The sequence below is a fragment of the Asticcacaulis sp. P4_H10 genome (assembly GCF_056400965.1).
Genome location: NZ_JBFUKH010000002.1, coordinates 480602 through 500286 on the forward strand (window position 1 = coordinate 480602; position 19685 = coordinate 500286).

Annotated in this window: 16 protein-coding genes; 11 read left to right on the forward strand and 5 right to left on the reverse strand. The window is 60.9% G+C overall.

What is annotated here, in order from left to right; all coding sequences use genetic code 11:
* Positions 1 to 34: 34 nt before the first annotated feature.
* Positions 35 to 1495 carry an efflux transporter outer membrane subunit gene (locus tag AC1DON_RS06220; RefSeq protein ID WP_476933889.1) on the reverse strand — a complete coding sequence of 487 codons (1461 nt, stop codon included), beginning with the start codon at positions 1493 to 1495 and terminating at the stop codon, positions 35 to 37.
* Positions 1496 to 1639: 144 nt separating this feature from the next.
* On the opposite strand from AC1DON_RS06220, the gene AC1DON_RS06225 reads away from it, so the two are divergent.
* Positions 1640 to 2266 carry a TetR/AcrR family transcriptional regulator gene (locus tag AC1DON_RS06225; protein WP_476933890.1) on the forward strand — a complete coding sequence of 209 codons (627 nt, stop codon included), beginning with the start codon at positions 1640 to 1642 and terminating at the stop codon, positions 2264 to 2266.
* Here the strand turns inward: AC1DON_RS06225 and AC1DON_RS06230 are convergent.
* A complete protein-coding gene (locus AC1DON_RS06230; RefSeq protein ID WP_476933891.1) occupies positions 2263 to 2904 on the reverse strand; it encodes a dihydrofolate reductase family protein in 642 nt (213 codons plus the stop codon). The two genes, AC1DON_RS06225 and AC1DON_RS06230, sit on opposite strands and share 4 nt — an antisense overlap.
* Positions 2905 to 3017: 113 nt before the next feature.
* Between AC1DON_RS06230 and AC1DON_RS06235 the strand changes: the two genes are divergently transcribed.
* The 4 genes from AC1DON_RS06235 to AC1DON_RS06250 all read left to right on the forward strand — a co-directional run bounded on the left by AC1DON_RS06235 (position 3018) and on the right by AC1DON_RS06250 (position 7634).
* Positions 3018 to 3350, forward strand: coding sequence for an ArsR/SmtB family transcription factor (locus AC1DON_RS06235; protein WP_476933892.1), 333 nt, complete (start codon positions 3018 to 3020; stop codon positions 3348 to 3350).
* Positions 3351 to 3353: 3 nt separating this feature from the next.
* Positions 3354 to 3866, forward strand: coding sequence for an SRPBCC family protein (locus tag AC1DON_RS06240; protein WP_476933893.1), 513 nt, complete (start codon positions 3354 to 3356; stop codon positions 3864 to 3866).
* Between the two features lie 106 nt (positions 3867 to 3972).
* Entirely contained in the window at positions 3973 to 5823 is a 1851-nt protein-coding gene (locus AC1DON_RS06245; protein ID WP_476933894.1) for a GAF domain-containing sensor histidine kinase, read from the forward strand.
* A gap of 167 nt (positions 5824 to 5990) precedes the next feature.
* Complete coding sequence (locus AC1DON_RS06250; RefSeq protein WP_476933895.1) at positions 5991 to 7634, forward strand: EAL domain-containing protein; 1644 nt, start codon at positions 5991 to 5993, stop codon at positions 7632 to 7634.
* Positions 7635 to 7642: 8 nt separating this feature from the next.
* Here the strand turns inward: AC1DON_RS06250 and msrA are convergent, their stop codons facing one another.
* On the reverse strand, positions 7643 to 8236 hold the full coding sequence (gene msrA, locus AC1DON_RS06255) for a peptide-methionine (S)-S-oxide reductase MsrA (protein WP_476933896.1): 594 nt from the start codon (positions 8234 to 8236) through the stop codon (positions 7643 to 7645).
* Positions 8237 to 8247: 11 nt separating this feature from the next.
* The gene (gene msrB, locus AC1DON_RS06260; protein ID WP_476933897.1) at positions 8248 to 8706 is read right to left on the reverse strand and encodes a peptide-methionine (R)-S-oxide reductase MsrB; all 459 of its coding nucleotides are present in this window, start codon (positions 8704 to 8706) and stop codon (positions 8248 to 8250) included.
* A 260-nt stretch (positions 8707 to 8966) separates the two neighbouring features.
* Here msrB and pstS point away from each other — a divergent pair, with 260 nt between their 5' ends.
* The 6 genes from pstS (at position 8967) to AC1DON_RS06290 (ending at position 17421) form a co-directional block, all read left to right on the forward strand.
* On the forward strand, positions 8967 to 10055 hold the full coding sequence (gene pstS, locus AC1DON_RS06265; RefSeq protein ID WP_476933898.1) for a phosphate ABC transporter substrate-binding protein PstS: 1089 nt from the start codon (positions 8967 to 8969) through the stop codon (positions 10053 to 10055).
* 135 nt (positions 10056 to 10190) lie between these two features.
* Positions 10191 to 11126 carry a phosphate ABC transporter permease subunit PstC gene (gene pstC, locus AC1DON_RS06270; RefSeq protein WP_476933899.1) on the forward strand — a complete coding sequence of 312 codons (936 nt, stop codon included), beginning with the start codon at positions 10191 to 10193 and terminating at the stop codon, positions 11124 to 11126.
* Positions 11127 to 11136: 10 nt separating this feature from the next.
* Positions 11137 to 11988, forward strand: a complete 852-nt coding sequence (pstA, locus tag AC1DON_RS06275; RefSeq protein WP_476933900.1) for a phosphate ABC transporter permease PstA — start codon at positions 11137 to 11139, stop codon at positions 11986 to 11988.
* A 42-nt stretch (positions 11989 to 12030) separates the two neighbouring features.
* A complete protein-coding gene (pstB, locus tag AC1DON_RS06280) occupies positions 12031 to 12843 on the forward strand; it encodes a phosphate ABC transporter ATP-binding protein PstB (RefSeq protein ID WP_476933901.1) in 813 nt (270 codons plus the stop codon).
* Positions 12844 to 13115: 272 nt separating this feature from the next.
* Complete coding sequence (locus AC1DON_RS06285) at positions 13116 to 14705, forward strand: hypothetical protein (protein ID WP_476933902.1); 1590 nt, start codon at positions 13116 to 13118, stop codon at positions 14703 to 14705.
* A 64-nt stretch (positions 14706 to 14769) separates the two neighbouring features.
* Positions 14770 to 17421, forward strand: coding sequence for a TonB-dependent receptor domain-containing protein (locus AC1DON_RS06290; protein WP_476933903.1), 2652 nt, complete (start codon positions 14770 to 14772; stop codon positions 17419 to 17421).
* Positions 17422 to 17606: 185 nt separating this feature from the next.
* On the opposite strand, the gene AC1DON_RS06295 is transcribed toward AC1DON_RS06290, so the two are convergent.
* Complete coding sequence (locus AC1DON_RS06295) at positions 17607 to 19634, reverse strand: ArnT family glycosyltransferase (RefSeq protein ID WP_476933904.1); 2028 nt, start codon at positions 19632 to 19634, stop codon at positions 17607 to 17609.
* Positions 19635 to 19685: the final 51 nt, after the last annotated feature.

A 19685-nucleotide genomic window follows, 5' to 3' on the forward strand; every position in this document is an offset into this window, starting at 1 on the left:
TTTAGAGCGTGTTTCGATGAAATCGAAACAGGCGCTAAGGTTGGAAACCGCCGCCCAGCGCGGCGATGAAGCGGATACGGTCGTTATAGGCCTGGGCTTTGAGGTTGTTCTCCTCAAGCTCAGCCTGCAGCAAGGTGGAGTGGGCGCGCAGGACATCGATAGTCGTGTCGAGCCCGCGGGCCTGTCGGGCCTTTGAGTTGTCGTACGTGCCCTGGGCCGAAGCGACGCGGGCGTGCGCCTGGCGCAACTGGTCGGCGGTCGATTGGGTACCGGCGGCGGCGTCGGCGACGTCATGCAGGGCCTGGATCAGGACCTTGTCGTAGGTGGCGACGGCGTCGTTGTAGTCGGCTTCGGCCGAGCGGTACTGCGCGCGTAGCTGGCCGCCCTTGAACAGCGGCACGCTGACGGCGGGACCAATGCTGCCGATGTCCGAACCCTTGGCGGTCAGAGCGTCGAGACCAAGACCATCCTTGCCCAGGGCCTGCAAGCCGAAATAGGCGTTCAGCTTCACGTTCGGATAGAAGTCAGCCTTGTAGTACTTGATCTGCTGGCCGGCGGCTTCGACGCGCAGGCGGGCGGCCTGGATGTCGGGGCGGCGGCCCAGCAGGTTGAGACGGACGTCCGACGGCAGGCTGTCGGCCGAGGCTGGCGCCAGTGCGGGACGGGTCAGCGACAGGGCGCGGTCAGGACCGGCGCCGGTCAGGGCCGCGATCAGGTTGCCCTGGATGCGGATGGCGCCATTGATCGCCGACAGGCGCTGGGCGACCTGGGCCTGGTCGTCCTGGGCGTCGAGCAGGTTGTCTGTCGTATCGAGATTGTGGTCGAGGCGCGCCTGGACCAGTTCGACGCGCTTGTCGGCGCCCTGGCCGATTTCGACCAGGTCGTCGCGCTCCTGATAAAGGCGATCCAGTTCGACATAGGCGCGGGTGACGGCACCGGCCAGGTTCTGGCGGGCCATTTCGGCGTCGAGGCCGGCGGCCTGGGCCTGGCTGAGCGCGCCTTTCGAGGCGGCTTTATGCTTGCCCCACAGGTCGAGGTCGTAATTGGCGTCGAGCGTCACGCGGTCGGCGTACCAGTAGCCGTCGGGCAGGAAGGCCTTGAATTCATCCGGAAAGCCCATATTGACGGACGACTTGGCGGCATCGACTGAACCGTTGAGCGTAAGCGTCGGCGAACGCACGGCCTTGACCTGATCGAAGACCGCAGTCGCCTTCTGGATGCGGGCGCGGGCCGTTTTCATATCCGGTGAATTGGCCAGGGCCTCGTCAATCAGCGCGTTGAGCTGCGGGTCATTGAAGCCTTTCCACCATTGCGTTTCTGGCCAGGCACCGGCCTCACCCTTCAGGGTTTCGGCGGTGGCCAGGCGTGTGGCATCGATCGGTGTTTCGGTGGTTGCGGTGGGCACGGCAGCGCATGAGGCCAGGCCGAGGGTGGCGACTATGATCGCCAGAGCACTTATTTTTTCAAAGCGATGTGCTGTGGGGGAGGGCAACATCAGGGACGTCCTACAGGGAACAAGAATTTCGCGGCTGTCAGATTTTGGAACACGCTTTAGTGAACCGTACTGTACAGTTCAGTCCGTATGCGCTATATGATGCGTACAGTCAACAAAAAACGTACAGTATGGTACAGATTATTTATGGACACCCAAACCAGTAATTTTCGTGATGAACGCCGGGCGCGTATCCTGCAGGTGGCTCGCGATGTGTTTTATGAGTTCGGTTACGCCGGCGCATCCATGGCAACCATTTCGGCGCGGCTTGGTGGCTCGAAGGCGACGCTCTATGCCTATTTCAGCTCTAAGGAGGAGCTGTTCGGCGCCATGATCCTTGAGCGCTGCGAAGCCATGGGCCGTGTTTTCCAGGCCCATATCGGCGCGGACGACCTGCGCAAGGCGCTGAAGGAAATGTCGCTGCAGCTTATCAATGTCGTGATGTCCGACTGGGGCACGCGCACCATCCAGCTGCTGATCGAGGAAAACCGCCGCAATCCGGGCCTGGCCAGGCTGTTCAGCGAGGCCATGGAGGCGAACGGCCGTGCCAGCCTGCAGGTGCTGCTGGAAACGGCGCGCGACCGTGGCCAGATCGACGCGCCGGATGTTCCCGAGGCGACCAAGATATTAAAGAGCCTGCTGTTCGGCGATATCCACTTCAAGCGGCTGCTGGGCATCTGTCAGGGCATAGATCCCGTTGATCTGAACAAGCATATCGATCGCGCCATAGACGTCTTCATGACCTACTATGGCGCGAAGGATAAGGCGGCTTAACGCTTAAAGGTCAGGTGGATGATGCCGCTCTCGGCCGTTTCCGATCTGACCGTATAGCCGGCTTCAAGGCCGCGCAGGTCTTCCCACAGGTTGATGCCCTGACCGAGCAGGATCGGGGTGATGGCGACATGCAGTTGGTCGACTAGCCCGGCCTTGAGATATTCGCGCACGACGCTTGGGCCGCCACCGATACGGACATCCTTGCCATTGGCGGCCTTTGTCGCCTGCTCAAGCGCGTCTGCTGGCGTCGTATTGATGAAGTGGAAGGTGGTGTCGCCCGCCATTTCGAGCGATGGCCGGGCCTTGTGCGTCAGGACGAAGACCGGGCAGCCGAATGGCGGCTCATCGCCCCACCAGCCCTTCCAGTCGGGATCATTGGGGAAGTTGTGCAGGCCGAACATGCCGGCACCCATGATTTCCGCGCCGATATTTTCGAAATATGCCGTGGCATAAGCGTCGTCCATGCCAGTCGTGCCCTTGCCGCTCGTGTCCTTGAACACACGCTGCTGGAAGGTCTTCGTCGCGGCATAGGCGCTGGTCAGGCGGCCCCAGTCCTCGCCGAACGGCTTTTCCGGCGTCTGGTCCGTCGTTGTTGCAAAACCGTCCAGCGAAATCATGAGATCGACACGCACTGCCATGGGGGCCTCCTTGAGGACAATACTAAGGTGATTGCCTTCATATCTGAGCTTCAATACTAAGGCAAGTGCCTTATTTTTGTTGACCGGCGTGCCGGCGCGTTTTAAAAAATCGCATGCCCTATCATTCGACCCCACTGGATCTTGCTTTCCACGCGCTCAGTGACCCGACCCGCCGCGCCGTAGTGTCGCGCCTGGCCGAGGGGGAGGTGCCGGTTAGCGTCCTAGCCGAGCCCTTCGACATGGCGCTGCCGTCCTTCGCCCAGCATCTCAAGGTGCTTGAGGATTGCGGCCTGATCGCCAGCGAAAAGCGCGGGCGCAGCCGCTGGTGCCGGCTGATGAAGTCGCGCTTCGATGAGGCCGCGGACTGGATGCAGACGGAGCGCCAGGGCTGGGCTGACCGGCTGAACCGGCTGGAAGACTATCTCGACAGAACGGAAGAGGGCTAGGATATGGGTAGCGAGAAGGACGGGGGTAACGCGAAGGGCAGGGGTAATCTCTATGACTGGTCGCTCGATCGTGAAATCGTACTGGTCAAGCTGCTGAACCACCCGCGCAGCAAGGTCTTCGCCGCCTGGATGAACCCGAAGGCCCTGGTCGAATGGTACGGCCCGGCCGGCCTTAACATCGAAAGCCACGAGGCCGATATCCGTGAGGGCGGGGTGTGGCGGTTCGACATGGTCGGCGTGTTCGAAGGCAAGGCGCAGCGCTTCCCGAACCTGATGCGCTTCTTGGAAATCGTGCCGAACGAGCGAATCGTCATGGACTACGGCACGCCCGACCCCGAAGACCCCGAACGGTTCCGAGTCACGGTGACCTTCGATGAGCAGTCCGACGGCAAGACGGTCCTGACCATGCGTCAGCTCCACCCGACGCGCGAACGGCGCCAAAAGGTTATCGGCTTCGGCGCGGTCGAATACGGGCTGCAGACCCTGGACAGTCTCGCCGCCTGGCTGGACGCTTGAGTTTCAGCCATCCGATATCGGTAAGATTGGTTAAGAACGGCGCGTTTTCATTTACAAATGGGTAAACCTTTTTGGTTAACTATGGATCATCCATAAAGGTTTACCCATGTCGCAACTCGCAGAAGATATGTCTTACACCGCCGCAAACGCTGCTCCGGCGCAAGGTTCGGGCCGCGATCTCGAATTCGGCCGTATCGTGAAATCAATCTGCGAGCTGGCCGTCGGCCTGTTCGAAGCGCCGATGGCGATGATCAAGCTTTACGAAGGCAGCCAGCTGGTCGTGAAGGGTACGATCGGTTTCGCCTCCGAAGCCATGCTGGATGACCTGAGCTTCTGCCAGCGCAAGCTGATCCCGGGTGAAAGCCTTATCCTTTCGGACGCCACGGCCGACGCGCGCTACTTCCTGGAAAGCGCCGTGTTGAGCGGCCCGAAGATCCGTTTCTATGCCGACATTCCGCTGGTCTCCGACGGCGTCGTTCTCGGTGTCCTGGCGATGTGCGAGCGTACGCCGCGCCACGACTTCACCGGCAACAAGCTGAACCTGTTCCGCCAGTTCGCCAACAATTCGGCCACCACGATCGCGCTCGCCCAAAAGACGCTTGAGCGCAACACCCTGGCCACCGAGATCAAGTCGCAGCAGAGCCGCTTCGACCTGGCCCAGGAAATGACCGGCATCGGCTATTGGTCGATCGACCTGAAGACGCGCGACATCACCTGGTCGCGCGGCCTCTATGCCGTCTATGGACTGACGCCCAAATCCTACAAGCCGCGCGTCGCCACCCAGCTCGACATCTATGAAGAGCAGGACCGTGCCGTCATCATCGACCGCTTCCAGCGCGCCGTGAACTATGGCGAAGACTTCGACTTTACCGTCGAGATCATGCGCCGCAAGGACAAGGTCACCCGCACCGTCCGCACGAAGGGCGGCGTCGAATATGGCGACGACGGCAAGCCGCTGCGCCTGTGCGCCTGCGTCCGCGACATCAGCGAAGGCGCCAATGACGCCGAGGAACTGATCCGCGCCCGCCTGGCCGCCGAAGACATCAACGACGCCAAGAACGCCTTCCTCGAGCAGATCACCCACGAGCTGAAGACGCCGCTGACCAATATCCTCGGCTATGCGCGCCTGATCAACGAACAGCGCCACGAAAATCCGGACATCGCCTCTTATACGCAGAACCTGATGAAGTCGGCCAAGGCGCTGCAATCGGTCGTCAAGGACACGCTCGAAGTCTCGACGCTGGATACGCCGACGGTTCGCGAAACCAGCCACGCCCACACCTCGGAAGAAGCGACCAACATCGTCTCGCTGGTCCGCGACGTGGTCAACCAGTTCGGCGCTCAGGCCCAGGTCAACCAGACCCGCCTGAATGCGCACTTCGTCGATTTCGACAATTCCTGGGCCCAGATGGACTCGATGCGCGTGCGTCAGATCCTGCAGAACCTGCTGTCGAATGCCTGCAAGTTCACCAAGGGCGGCCTGATCAACGTCACCGCTTCGCAGGTCATGGTCGATAACGCCCAGTGGCTGCGCATCTCAGTGCGCGACACCGGCATCGGCATGGCGGATGAGCAGGCGCTCAGCCTGTTCGGCGGCAATGTCGAAGACATTAACGGCAACCGCGTTTCCGGCGGCGGCCTCGGTCTGTCGATCGCGAAAGCCATTGTCGATCTGTTGGGCGGCCATATCGGCGTCGTCTCGCGCATCGGCGAAGGCTCGAACTTCTGGTTCGAACTGCCGGTCAAGTGGGTCGATGCGCCGGCCAAGGCCCGCACCGCGGACATCGTGCCGGCCCCGATGGCCCGCAATGTCAACCGCGTCCCCGGCAACGATCCGATGCACGATGCCCCGCGCGCCCCAGCGCCGCTCCAGCGTGCGGCGACCGTCGACGAAGACCGCATCAACCGCGAATACCTGCGCGCCCTGCTGCAGGACATGAAGCTCGATATCGGTTAAATCCCGCAGTTACAAACGGCTTGAAAGCGCGTCTGGCTATGGCTGGGCGCGTTTTTGCATCTGTCTGATTTCATCCGGGTGCACCAATTTCTTAAGGCTTCGCGCGTATCCTCGTTCTCACGGACCGTCAAAATACGGCCGGTGTGCCCAGAACGGGGGATTATATATTGGCCGACGATTATAAAAGTCAGCGTGACAGCTATATCGCATTCTCGCTTGCCGCAGCTGATCTGCTGATTGAAGCCGGCGCCGATTTCAGAATTCACCGCACGATTGGCGCAACCCAGGCCCTGCTCAGCCACCTTGGTGACCTGAAGGGCAGGAATATCTGCGACATCTTCGCTGCGTCCGACCGGTCCTTTGCCCGGCGCCTGCTTGACCGCGCCCGCAAGGTCGGCCGTATCGAGCCGTGTAGCGTCCGTTTGGACCAGCCCGACGATCGCTCGATCCTGGTCAATCTCGGCGCCTGCTATTTGCCCAACACCGACAACGCCATCTATATCAGCCTGACCGTCCTGTCCGACGCCGTTGTCGTCACGCATGAGCCACGCGATGCCTCCGGTCTGCTGGACCGCGAAGACTTCGAACAAATGGCCAGCCGCGCCATGGATCATCCGGATGGTCACGCGCCGAAGGAAATGAAGCTGATTCGTCTGAAGGGCCTGTCGGGCGTGGTCGCCAGCCTGCCCAAGGACAAGTCGGATCTGCTGCTGGGCGAAATCGGCTCGGTGCTGCGCGCCCAGTCTCTGGCAGGCAATGGGGCAGCGCGCCTGTCCGACGAAGAATTCAGCTATGTGGCGCCGGTCAAGGGTGACAGCGCTACGCCGGACTCACTGACGCGCGACCTCTGTGGCGTCATGAGCGCCGCCGGTATCGACGAAGATATTCGTCCCAATGTCATGAGCTTCGAGCTCAATACCGGCAATCTCGATCAGGACAGCATCGCCCGCGCCCTGACCTATGCCCTGACGAATTTCTGCCATCCGGACAACAAGCCGCCAAAAGCTTCGCTGGAGGCAAGCCTCAAGGATGCGATGGACGAGACGGTCCAGCACTTCGATTCGATCCGCAACCTGATCGATGACAACAATTTTACGCTTTTCTACCAGCCGGTGGTCAATCTCGAGACCCGCAAGGTTCACCATTACGAAGCCCTGATGCGTTTCAAGGACGGCCGTGCGCCGTTCGACACCATCCGCATGTCGGAACAACTGGGCCTGGTGCAGGATTTCGACCTAGCCGTCGCCAAGAAGGCGATTGAGACCATCAATATCCACAAGACCGTCAGCATCGCCATCAACCTGTCGGGCCAGTCGGTCCAGGACGAACAGTTCCGCAATGATCTTCGCCAGTTGCTGGCGCCTTACCGCATGACAACCAAGCTTCTGATGTTCGAACTGACGGAGTCGAGCGCTATCGAGGATCTGGAAGCTGCCGGCAAGTTCCTGAAGTGGCTGCGCCAGTCGGGCTTTGGTGTCTGTCTGGATGACTTCGGTGCGGGCGCCGCCGCCTATTCCTATTTGCGCCGCTTCGATGTCGACTTCGTCAAGATCGACGGCCCCTTCCTGCGCGAAGCCAAGGAAAACCCCCGTCAGCGCGCCTTGATCCGGTCGGTATCCGTGCTGTGCAAGGAGCTCAAGAGCAGCGTCGTCGCCGAGATGATCGAGGACGAGGAAACCGCCAAGCTGTGCAAGGCGCTGGGCATCGAATACGGCCAGGGCTATCTGTTTGGCAAGCCGCGCGCGGAGATCGCCGTGGCCAAGGATCCGGTTGCCGCGCGCCGCTCAGGCACAGTTGAAAGCTGGAGCTAGGCTACAGCTTATCCGCCCCAGAGTTTCTTAAGCGCCGGACCACGGCCGCAGCCGAAGTGATAGCGATCATATTCAGATTTGTGCGTACGCCAGTAATGCTGGTGGTAGTCCTCGGCCGCGTAGAAGGGCAGGGCGATGGTCGATGCCTTGACGATCTTCGTCACGACTGTCTTCTTCAGCCTTGCCTGGATATTGGCCTTGGCCTGGGTCGCTTCGGTGTATTGCGCGTCGTTGAAGGTGAAGATCGCTGTGTGATAGCCCGGGCCCTTGTCGCAGATGACGCCATTAGGGTCCGTCGGGTCGGTATGCTTCCAGTAGGCGTCGAGCAGGGTGGCGTAAGAGACCTTCTTGGGGTCGTACTTGACCTCCACCGATTCGAGGTGGCCCGTCCCGCCACGCACGACCTGCATGTAGTCCGGGTTCTTGACCGTGCCGCCATAGAAGCCCGCGCGTGTCGACGTCACGCCCGGCACGTGGTCGAAGGCCTTCTGCGTGCTCCAGAAGCAGCCTCCGGCAAAGATGGCGGTGTCGGCCTGCGCGGCAGGCGCCATGGCCGCCAGGCCCAGCGCGGCGGTGGCAATCAGAAAAGTGCGTTTCAGCATGTCACTCAGTCCTATGCCGGGATGAATTTGAGGGCGACGCCGTTATTGCAGTAGCGCATGCCGGTCGGTTTCGGCCCGTCATCGAACAGGTGGCCGTGGTGGCCACCGCAGCGGGCGCAGTGATATTCAGTGCGTGGATAGACTAGCTTGTAATCCGTCTTGGTCTTTACGTTGCCGGGCAGGGCGCGGAAGAAGCTTGGCCAGCCGGTGCCGCTGTCGAACTTGGCGTCCGAGCTGAACAGGGGCAGGTCGCAGCCAAGGCAGGCAAAGGTGCCCTTGCGTTTTTCGTCATTAAGTGGCGACGAAAAGGGACGTTCGGTCGCCTCTTTGCGCAGCACGGCGTAGGCGGCTGGCGGCAGGCGCTTCTTCCACTCAGCATCGGTGAGCACGAGGGGTTTGACGGCTTCGGCGCGGGCGGTGCCGGCCAGGCCAAGTGCGCTTAAGGATATCAGGACATTGCGGCGATTCATGTGAGGACTCCGGTCTCTGTCATAATATACGTTCAAACGCCCAGGCGGGTTACACCTCAGGACAATATAAATGCACGCGCCTGTAAAGGGGCATTGCGGCGCGTGTCCTTGACAATTTCATGACAAACGCCGAGGAAATAGCCCGTCCCATATCGCCGTGAGCCCTGCCCGGCATGACGACTGTAACAATAGTGTCATAAAAAGCGGATAGACGCTCGCTCATGTGTAGCCGGGTCAGCCCCAGGCTTAAGGAGATGGACATGAAGAAGTTGCTTTCGATGGCCCTGGCGGCCGTTCTGATGACGGCGGTCGCGGCCTGTTCGCCAGCTGGCAAGGATAAGGCAGCCGCTCCTGCCGCCGATGCGGCCGGCATTTCCGGTGCAGGCGCGACCTTCCCGGCTCCGCTGTATGCCAAGTGGTCTGAAACCTACAAGGCCACCACGGGCAACAATCTCAACTATCAGGCCATCGGCTCCGGCGGCGGCGTCAAGCAGATCCAGGCCAAGACCGTCGATTTCGGTGCGACCGACAAGCCGCTGACCAAGGACAAGCTGGACGAAGCCGGCCTATATCAGTTCCCGACCGTCATCGGCGGCGTCGTGCCGATCGTCAACCTGCCGGGCGTTGCCTCGGGCCAGCTTAAGGTGTCCGGCGCCCTGCTGGCTGACATCTATCTCGGCAAGATCACCAAGTGGAATGATCCGGCGGTCGCCGCCCTGAACCCGGGCGTAAAGCTTCCTGCTCTGCCGATCACCGTCGTCCACCGTTCGGACGGTTCGGGCACCACCTTCCTGTTCTCGTCCTACCTGGCGCTCAAGAGCGCGGAGTGGTCGTCCAAGGTCGGCGCCAGCGATTCGCTGCAATGGCCGGCCGGCGTCGGCGGTGCCAAGAATGACGGCGTGGCCGCCCTGGTCCGCCAGACGATCGGGTCGATCGGCTATGTCGAGTACGCCTACGCCATGAAGACCGCCAATGTCGCTTCGGTCCTGGTCCAGGCCAAGGACGGCGGCTGGCCGAAGCCGGACGCGGCCTCGTTCGCCGCCGCCACCGAAGGCGCCGACTGGAAGAATGCGCCGGGTAACTACCTGCTGATCCTTGACCAGTCGGGCGCTAATGCCTGGCCGATCACCGGCGCCACCTTCATCCTGATCTACAAGGACCAGGCGGACGCGGCCAAGGGTTCGGCCGTCCTGAAGTTCTTCGACTACGGCTTCGCATCGGGCGACACGACGGCTTCGGAGCTCTACTACGTTCCGCTGCCGGCCTCGGTGAAGACCATGGTTCGCCAGCAGTGGGCCGAAACCATCAAGTCAGGCGGCAAGCCGGTCTACACCGCACCGGCTTCGTAAGGGCCTGAAAGCGTGATCTGAATACCACGAATGGGCGGGGCGGTCAGCCTCGCCCGAATCGTGTAAAACGCCTGTCATAATTCTTGCCTCATGGTAGAGGCATCGTTTTGTACCCGAGAGCCGACCGAGATCTATATGACGCCTGCGCCGACTCATAAGACTGATCCCTTCGATCCGATCTTTCGCTATGTCGCCTTCTCGGCTGCAACGCTTCTCCTGGTGACATTGGGCGGTATCGTCATGTCGCTTGTCATCGGCGGCTGGCCGGCCTTGTCGAAGTTCGGCCTGGGTTTCTTCACCTCGGTCGACTGGAATCCTGTAACGGATGTCTATGGTGCAGCCGGCCCCATCGTCGGCACCATTGTTTCGGCCTTCCTGGCCCTGGCCATGGCTCTTCCCATCGCCATCGGGATCGCCGTCTTCATCACCCAGTTCGCGCCACGCGCCCTGGCCCAGCCGATCGCCATCGCGGTTGAGCTGCTGGCTGGCATCCCGTCGATTGTCTACGGCATGTGGGGCCTGTTCGTCTTCGCGCCGTGGTTCGCGCGTACGGTCCAGACGCCGCTGATGATGGCGTTTGCGGACAATCCCGACGGCTTCTGGGCCACGATGTTCTACGGTATCCCGAACGGCGCCAACCTGTTTACGGCCTCGGTCATCCTTGCCATCATGATCCTCCCCTATATGGCGGCGGTCTTCCGCGAACTGTTCCGCTCCATTCCGCCTCAGGTCCGTGAAGCGGCCTTCGGTGTCGGCGCCACGCCGTTCGAAGTCGTCACCTCGGTCATCATTCCCTATGTCCAAAAGGGCATGGTCGGCGTCGTCATGCTGGGCCTTGGCCGCGCGCTGGGTGAAACCATGGCCGTGACCTTCATCATCGGCAACACCCACCTGTTTCCCAAGTCTTTGTTCGACTCGTCCTCGACCCTGGCCTCGACTATCGCCAACGAGTTTAACGAAGCCACCGGCATGCACACGGCGGCGCTGATGTCGCTGGGCCTCGTGCTGTTCCTGATCACCTTCTCGGTGCTGGCGATCGCGCGCTGGCTTCTGTCGTCGCAGCGTTATTGAGGAGATCGACATGTCCGCACGCGCCGCCCGCCGTCAGATTGCCTCGCAGATCTTCGTTGTCGTCTGCGGCATCGCGACCCTGATAGCCCTGTTCGCCCTCGGCCTGATCCTCTATTCGCTGTTGAAACAAGGTATCGGCGGGCTGAACCTGGCCGTCTTTACGCAGGACACGCCAGGGCCGGATTCGATCGGCGGTTTGCGTAACGCCATTTTCGGCTCGATCATGATGTGCGGCGTCGGCATGCTGATCGCCCTCGGCGTCGGTATCCTGGCGGGCACCTGGCTGGCCGAAATCGGTGGCGATACGCCCTATGGCCACGCCGTGCGCTTCCTGAACGACGTTCTGCTGTCGGCGCCGTCTATCCTGGTCGGGTTGTTCGTCTACCAGATCCTGGTCTATCCGGGGCCACTGTCGCTCGGCACCTATTCCGGCTGGGCGGGCGCCATAGCGCTGGCCATCCTGGCGACGCCGATCGTTACACGCACGACCGAAGACATCCTGAACCTTCAGCCCAATGCCCTGCGCGAGGCCGGCATGGCGCTGGGCGGCTCCCAATTCATCACCATCCGCCGCATCATCTGGAAGGCGGCGGGTGCCGGCCTTCTGACCGGCGGCCTGCTCGGCTTCTCGCGCATCTCGGGCGAGACGGCGCCGCTGCTGTTTACCTCGCTGAACAACAACTATCTCGATTTCAACATGGGCCACTTCATGGGCAGCGTGCCCGTGGTCATGTACAACTTCGCGCTCAGCCCCTACGAAAGCTGGAACAAGCTGGCCTGGGCCGGCGCGCTTCTGGTGGCGGCTGCCGTTCTGGCCGTCAATGTCATCGGGCGCTGGATGGCGCGCGAACAAACCAAGTAAAGCTTTTCATCTGGACCCCATTTTTCGTTTCCTAGGCCCTTCATGAGCACCGACACCGCCTCCGCCGACTTCAAGAGCGTCATTACGCCGCCGCCAGCCGACAGCCTGGTGATGGAGGTCAAGAAGCTCGACTTCTATTACGGCACGCACCAGGCGCTGTTCGGCGTCGACCTGCCGGTCAAGCGCAATGCGATCACCGCGCTGATCGGTCCGTCCGGCTGCGGTAAGTCGACCCTGCTGCGCACCATCAACCGCATCTACGACCTCTATCCCGGCCAGCGCGCCGAAGGCGAGATCCTGCTTGAGGGCGAGAACATCCTGGGCCCCAAGATCGATGTTTCCTCCCTGCGCGCCCGCGTCGGCATGGTATTCCAGAAGCCGACGCCGTTCCCGATGTCGATCTACGACAATGTCGCCTATGGCGTGCGTCTGCATCAGTCGAAGACCAAGTCCGAGATGGACGAACTGGTCGAAACCTCGCTGCGCCGAGCGGCCTTGTGGGACGAAGTCAAGGACAAGCTGAGCAAGTCGGGCCTGGGCCTGTCGGGTGGCCAGCAGCAGCGCCTGTGCGTGGCGCGCGGTATCGCCGTTAACCCCGAAGTCCTGCTGCTCGACGAGCCGGCCTCGGCGCTTGACCCGGTTTCGACAGCCAAGCTGGAAGACACGCTCGAAGAGCTGAAGCGCGACTACACGATCGTTATCGTGACGCACAACCTGCAACAGGCCGCGCGCCTGTCGGACTACACGGGCTTCATGTTCCTGGGCAAGATGATCGAATTCGGCCCGACCGAAGAAGTCTTCGTCAAGCCGAAAGTGGCGAAAACCGGTGAATATATCGGCGGCCGATTCGGCTAAGCTTTCGCTTTACAGGTGCAATTGGGACTTTACTCTATACTCGCCTCACCTGTGGGGCGAGTATTTTTATTCTGTCCGCGGTTTCTGCGTGACTGAATAGCCACACGACTCATATGTGGTGGCCAATTACATAAAAGCGTCACACAAATTTGGCCGTTTTGTCACATGCCGTGCCTAATAGGCTTCTCCAACAGTGCCAGGCCGTAATGAGAGAAGGGGGGCGTTCCGTTCGCTCTTCGACGCGCCTGTCCGTAATTGTTGGAGATATGGACATGATCAAATCGAAGAAACTGCGCGTGGCCCTGATGGGCGTTGGCGCGATGTCGGCCATGGCTGCCGTCCTGGCGTCGTGCGGCGGCGCCGATGGCGTCGCTTCGCCGGGCGAAGGCTCCTTCTGGGGCGGTTTCTCGTCTTCGTCGTCCAGCTCGTCGTCGAGCTCTTCGTCGTCGTCCGACACCGCCGCCGCGTCGTGCCCGACCGGTTTCACCAATGCGGGCGTGATCGCCAACAAGCGTAACTGCCAGCTGCCGAACCGCATCGTCGGCAACCTCAACCTGCCGAAGCTGCCGGGCGTCGTTTACTCGATCAGCGGTCGTGTCGACGTCGGTTATGACATGGGGGCGGATGCTGCTAACCCGCTGTACCAGGCCGGTGGCGAAGCTTCGACGAAGGGCGTGCTGTCGGTCGATCCGGGCGTGACCGTTTTTGGCTCTCAGGGCCTCGACTACATCGCCGTCAACCGCGGATCGCAAATCTCGGCTACCGGCACGGTTTCCCAGCCGATCGTCTTCACCAGCCGCCAGAACGTCGAAGGCGCTGGCGCCGCGATCGGCCAGTGGGGCGGTATCATCCTGCTCGGCCGCGCGCCGACTAACCTTTGCCCGACCAATACACCGCCGGCGACCCTTGACGCTTATAAGGACTGCACAGGTGTTTTTGAAGCGGTCGCGACGCTGAACTACGGCGGCAACAAGGTAGACGATTCTTCGGGCACGCTGAAATACGTCCAGATCCGTTACTCGGGCTATGCTATTGCCCAGGATAAGGAAATCAACGGCCTGACCATCGCAGGCGTGGGCGCCGGCACGGTCCTCGACTACATCAACGTCTACAACTCTTCGGACGACGGCATCGAAGCCTTTGGCGGCACCGCCAACCTGAAGCACCTTGTCCTGACCGGAAACGATGATGAACAGTTCGACACCGACTTGAATTATTCCGGTTCGGTCCAGTTCATGATCGCGAAGCAGCGCGACAATGGCGGCGACTTCCTGTTCGAAATGTCCTGTAACAAGTCGGGCTCGGGCGGTATTACTTCCATGTGCCCGCCGCCGTCCGGCTACACGGTCCGCGCCAACATTTACCCGAAAATCTCGAACGCGACCCTGATCATGCGTTCGTCCACGAACAAGGACGGCATCAAGCTCGATACCGGCACCGGCCTCGGCCTGTACAACTCGGTCGTGACGAGCGCCCGTACCGGCGGAGCAGGTGCTTGCCTGGTGTTCAACAACGCCAACACCCTGACGACCATGACGCAGATTGGCGGCGCCAATGCCTTCAAGTCGGTCTTCTTCTCTTGCGCTACGTCCTACAAGGGCGACGCGGCGATTACGTCGGACCAGATCAAAGGCGTCTTTGAGGCGGGTGCAAACGTGACCCTGGCGGGTGTTACCTCGCTGGCGGATTTCGTCAACGGGACGAACGAGACGGCCGTCACCGCTTATGACGTTACCGCGCTCAATACCTTCGGCAACAACAATATGGGCTTCTTCGTCAAGACCACCTACATCGGCGCCGTCAAGGACAGCACCGACACCTGGTGGAAGGGCTGGAGCTGCGGCCTCGACGTCGAGTGCTGATAAGGCATAGGGCGGCGTTCATACGCCGCCCAACTTCATTTCCTGTCAGCAAAAGGTTACACCCATGAAGACCCAAAAAATATCACTCGGCGTTTTGCTGATGGCGACTACGGCCCTGGTGGCGCCGTCATTTGCCATGGCGCAGGACACATCGGCTCAGGCAACGGAAGTTCAGGCCACCGAGCCGGCTCCGGAAGCCGTGCCTCAGGAAGAGCAAAAGGAAGTCATCGTTCGTGGCCGTCACGTCCCGAATACGATGCGCCGTACGGCGGAAGTCACTTCAATCATCACACGCGAGGATCTGGTTCGCACCGGGGATGATTCCGCAGCTCTGGCTCTGACCCGAGTGACCGGCTTGAGCCTCGTTGAAGGCAAGTTCGTCTATGTCCGCGGCCTGGGCGAGCGCTATTCGTCGGCCCTGCTCAACGGCGGCGCGCTGCCCTCTCCGGAGCCGCTGCAACGCGTTATTCCTCTCGATCTGTTCCCGGCCTCGATCCTGAATCGTGTTGCAGTTCAAAAGACCTATTCCGCTGATTATCCTGCTGAGTTTGGCGGTGGCGTGGTTGACCTGGAAACCGTCGCGGTTCCGCGCGAAGGGTTTCTCAGCGTTGGCGTCAGCACGGGCGGCAACTCCGAAACGACCTTCAAGAAGGGTGTCACGCACTACGGTTCCGACACCGACGTCCTCGGCTACGATGACGGTACACGCGATCTTCCTGATCTACTGAAGGCGGCAAACGCCACGGGCAAGCAGGTCAACTCGGCGAATTTCACACCACAGCAACTGCAGGCCATCGGTCAAAGCTTCACCAATGCGCCGCTCAATCTTATTCAGTATACGGACGACCTGCCGGCCAATTTCGGCTTCAATGCCAGCGCGGGTGATGCCTATGACCTGTGGGGCGGCCGTCTCGGTTTTATCGGGGTCGTGGACTTCTCGAACAACTGGCAGTCGCGCAATGGTATCAACGAACGCGGACAGGATCCTGGCACGGGCTTTGAGGTTGATCAGCATTACGACTACAACCTGACCAATAACAACGCTGCCCTCAACGGTCTCTTCGGCCTTGGCTTCACGCGTGAGGGGCATTCGGTCAAGTGGACGAACCTTTACATCCACCGCACGACCAAGCAGACGCGCGTCCTGGAAGGCAACAACGAAAACAACGATGAGGTCCGCAAGGACACCACTGGATGGTACGAACGTGAGCTTGTTCTGACCCAGTTGAGCGGTCGTCATCCCATGGGGGACGCGTTCCAGTTCGACTGGCAGGTCAGCCATGCGGAAACCAGCCGTGATGCGCCCTATGAGAAGGAGATCAACTATCTCAAGGAAGTGGCGACCGGCAATACCAAGGGCCTTTACTATTGGGGTCCGACCAACAGTTATACGCCTGCAACCACCAACTTCAGCACGCTCAGCGACAAGGTCGATAACCTGACGGCTAGTCTGACTTACAATTTCAGCCTTGGCGAAGGTCGTGACGGCAAGATTGTCGGTGGTGTGTATAACTATAAGGACGCCCGTGACTACCAGAAGCGCAGCTATCGCCTCACCGGTGATCTGCCCTACCCGGCCCAGTTCGAACGCGTCGACTTCCTGTTCTCCGACGTGAATATCGGGCCCGGTCGTCTTGTCCTGCAAGAAACGACGCCGGACACAGGACCTGCATACGAAGCAACACTGGACGTTGACGCCGCCTTCCTCAAGGCCGACGTGGCGGTGCTTCCGCTGGTCCGTGTTGCAGGTGGTCTGCGTTTCGAACACGCCAAGGAGCAGGTTGTCCTGCGTAACCTTTACAACACCAATACCGTCCTGACGCAAAGCCCGGCAATCGAGAAGGATTACAGCCTTCCGTCCGCTACGGTAACGTGGAACTTCGCCGAGGACATGCAACTGCGTCTGGGTGCTTCGCAGACGATCGGTCGCCCGCAGTTCCGGGAATTGGCGTTGCCGACCTATACCGATCCGGAAAGCAACCGCAGCTTCATCGGTAATCCGACCTTGCGTGACACTGAAATCACCAATTTCGATGCACGCTACGAGTGGTATTTCGACGCGGGCAAGTACATCACGGTCGGCGCATTTGCGAAGGATATGAAGAACCCGGTTGAATCCATCTTTGCCGGCAGCTTCCTGACCCAAACCTACGTCAACGCACCGCGGGCCGAACTGTATGGCGTCGAAGTCGACTACAAGACCCTGTTCGACTCGCCTTTCAGCGGCGCCTTCTTCGAATCGAAGCGCTGGCTGTTCCAGGCGAACTACACTCTGTCGCAATCGAAGGTGAAGGTGAAGTCGGGTGATACCATTGCGTTCAACCTGACTCTGTTCCAGCCCGTTGATGCTTCCGTCTACATTCAGGACGGCGCGCGTCTGCAGGGCCAGTCGGACCATGTCGCCAACCTGCAGTTCGGCTGGGAAGACGCCGAAGCCAAATCCCAGGCGACGCTGCTGCTGACATATGTCAGCGACCGCGTCTCTGTTCGTGGCAGCACCACGGAACCGGACTTTATCCAGGATCCGGGCGCGACGCTCGACTTCACCTGGCGCAAGGGCTTCAAGTCCTTCGGCAAGGATGTCACCTTCTCGCTCGAAGCGCGTAACCTGACGGGCACGGAGTACAAGGAATATCAGGAAGGCAAGGAGCGCGTGTACGTCGACAACTACAAGATCGGCCAAAGCGTCTCGCTCAGCCTGTCGACACAGTTCTAACTTACGGGGTGATGAGTGCCGGTTTGCTCTTAAAGCAAACCGGATGAGATTGAGACTAAATGTCTCGATCTCCACGAAGAACGCCCGAAGCCATGCGAAGGGCCGACCCGTGGCCCCACGTCTTTCTGCTTACAAAACGGCCTGCCCCCACTGGGACAGGCCGTTTTTTGCTGTGTTATGACCGCTTACTTCTTCTCAATCACGTAGATCGTTCTTGCCGGGCCGTTCGCCAGGCTGCCGTCTGGCCGGGTGCCGCGGACGGCCAGTGTATGCTCCCCAGGGACAAGCACACCTTGCGGGAACTTGTAGTCGAACTGCAGGTTCGGCCAGTTCGGATCGTAGTTCAGCACGTCCGGCGTTGGGGACTCCTTGGTATTCAGCCCGTAACGCACCGGAATGACCGTCTTGCCGTCCAGCAGTATCTCGACCTTGGCAAGTCCGGCCGGATCGGCCGCCATGCCATAGTGGTTACGGTCGTCGCCAGCCTTTATGAAGCGGGCGCGGCCGGGACTGGCGATGTAGAGGGCGGGGATCAGCGGGCAGGGGCCAGAGGGGGCCTGCGCCAAAGGCTGTGGCCGCACGCGCGCCGTATAGAGGCTGATCAATGTCCGGCCGGGTGGCAGGGCGCTCTGCTTGAACGGCTCGATGTCCTGGAACGTCGCACACAGCCGGCGATAGACGTCGATATCCTCCTGGACATGCAGCAGGTAGTCAGGCTCGTTCATGGCGATAACGACGCCCTTGCCGGCGCGGTCGCGTTGCAGGGACTCCAGATCGAGTTTCCAGTCGTGGCGGGCGACGACAAAGCGCGCGACGATGTCGTAGGGATCGCCCAAGGCGTAGACGTGGCGGCCTTTATGGCCGTCGGCTGGGAATTCGAGGTGGACGGCGCTGATGTGGCCCGAGGTGGCGATGGCGACATCAGGACCGAAGCGCACTTTGGCGCGGGCCGTGGCGGCCGCCAGGTCCGGCTCCAGCAGGCTCCAGTTCTCGTTCTTGAGGATGTTGTGCTGGCGTTCGGTGTAAGGAATTTCCGCCGAATGACGGTACTGCCACTGATAGATGCTGGCGGCGATGCCGATGGCGAAGGCAAGCAAAGGCCCGGTGGCGATCAGGACCGCGCGGACATTGCGGCCCATATTGCTGGTGGCGGCATCGGCAAAGGCGATCAGCACGCCAGGGACGTAAGGAAGCAGCGGCAGGTAAGCCATGAACGGCCAATGCGGCATGACCTTCTTGTTCACCAGGGTCTGAAAGACATAGAAGACGAAGATGATCGCCGTCTGGTAGCCCAGCATGGCGCCGGGCGTCCCGCGATCCCGGAACAGCGACGTCTTTCCGGCGGCGACCAGGGCGATAAAGAAGAGCGGCGTGGTGATGCCGAACTGCGTCATCAGAAAGCTGATGATGCGGCCGATATCGGGATCAAAGCGCGGCCGGTTGACGACGTGGAACTGGATGGCCGGCCAGTCGTGTGTGGCGTTGTAGATTAGGGCCGGCACCAGGCCGACGACCGCCAGGGCCGCGGTGATATAGGGGCCGGGCTGCGTCCAGAAGGTGCGGCCACGCTTGTCGGCCAGCATATAGGTGACCACCGCCAGGCCGGGAATGAGGAAGCGGAAATGGACCAGTTGCCCCAGTCCGGCGCATACCCCCGCCCAGATCCACCACTTGTGGCGTTTGTATAATGAAGTCTCGGTCGTGGCGTCCTCATCGAAGGCGCGCACCAGGCAGCCAAGCATCAGGATCAGCAGAAGCTGCAAGGCGCCTTCGGGATAGAAGATCGTGCCGTTCAGGGCCGACGGCGGCAGCAGCAGGGAGATGATCGCCGCCCAGATGGCGTTGCGCCGCGTCGTCAGCGGCTGGGCCATGAAATAGACGGCAAACGGGATGGCAGTCGCAATAGCCAAAGCGACGATGCGCAGCGGCCAGACCTGCCAGCCGAAGATCGATGTGATGATTCTGGCCAGCCAGGGGAAACCGGCCGGAATGTCGGGATAGCCGAAGTCGAAATATTCGCCCGAGACGACGAAATGGCTCTCTTCCCAGATGACGTGGCTGATCAGCCCGATATAGAAGCGCCAGACGGTCATCAGGACGACGAGGGCTAGCCCTGCATTCAGGAGGGTGTCGTCGTTGCCAAACAGCTGTTTGCGCGGTCCGCTTTGCTGGACGGGCAGCTCGTCAAGGGCATAGAATTTCGGTTCGGCCATCGTTCCCCCGGTGGAATCTGGAAGGGCGGACTATGGCCTATCGTTTCGCGG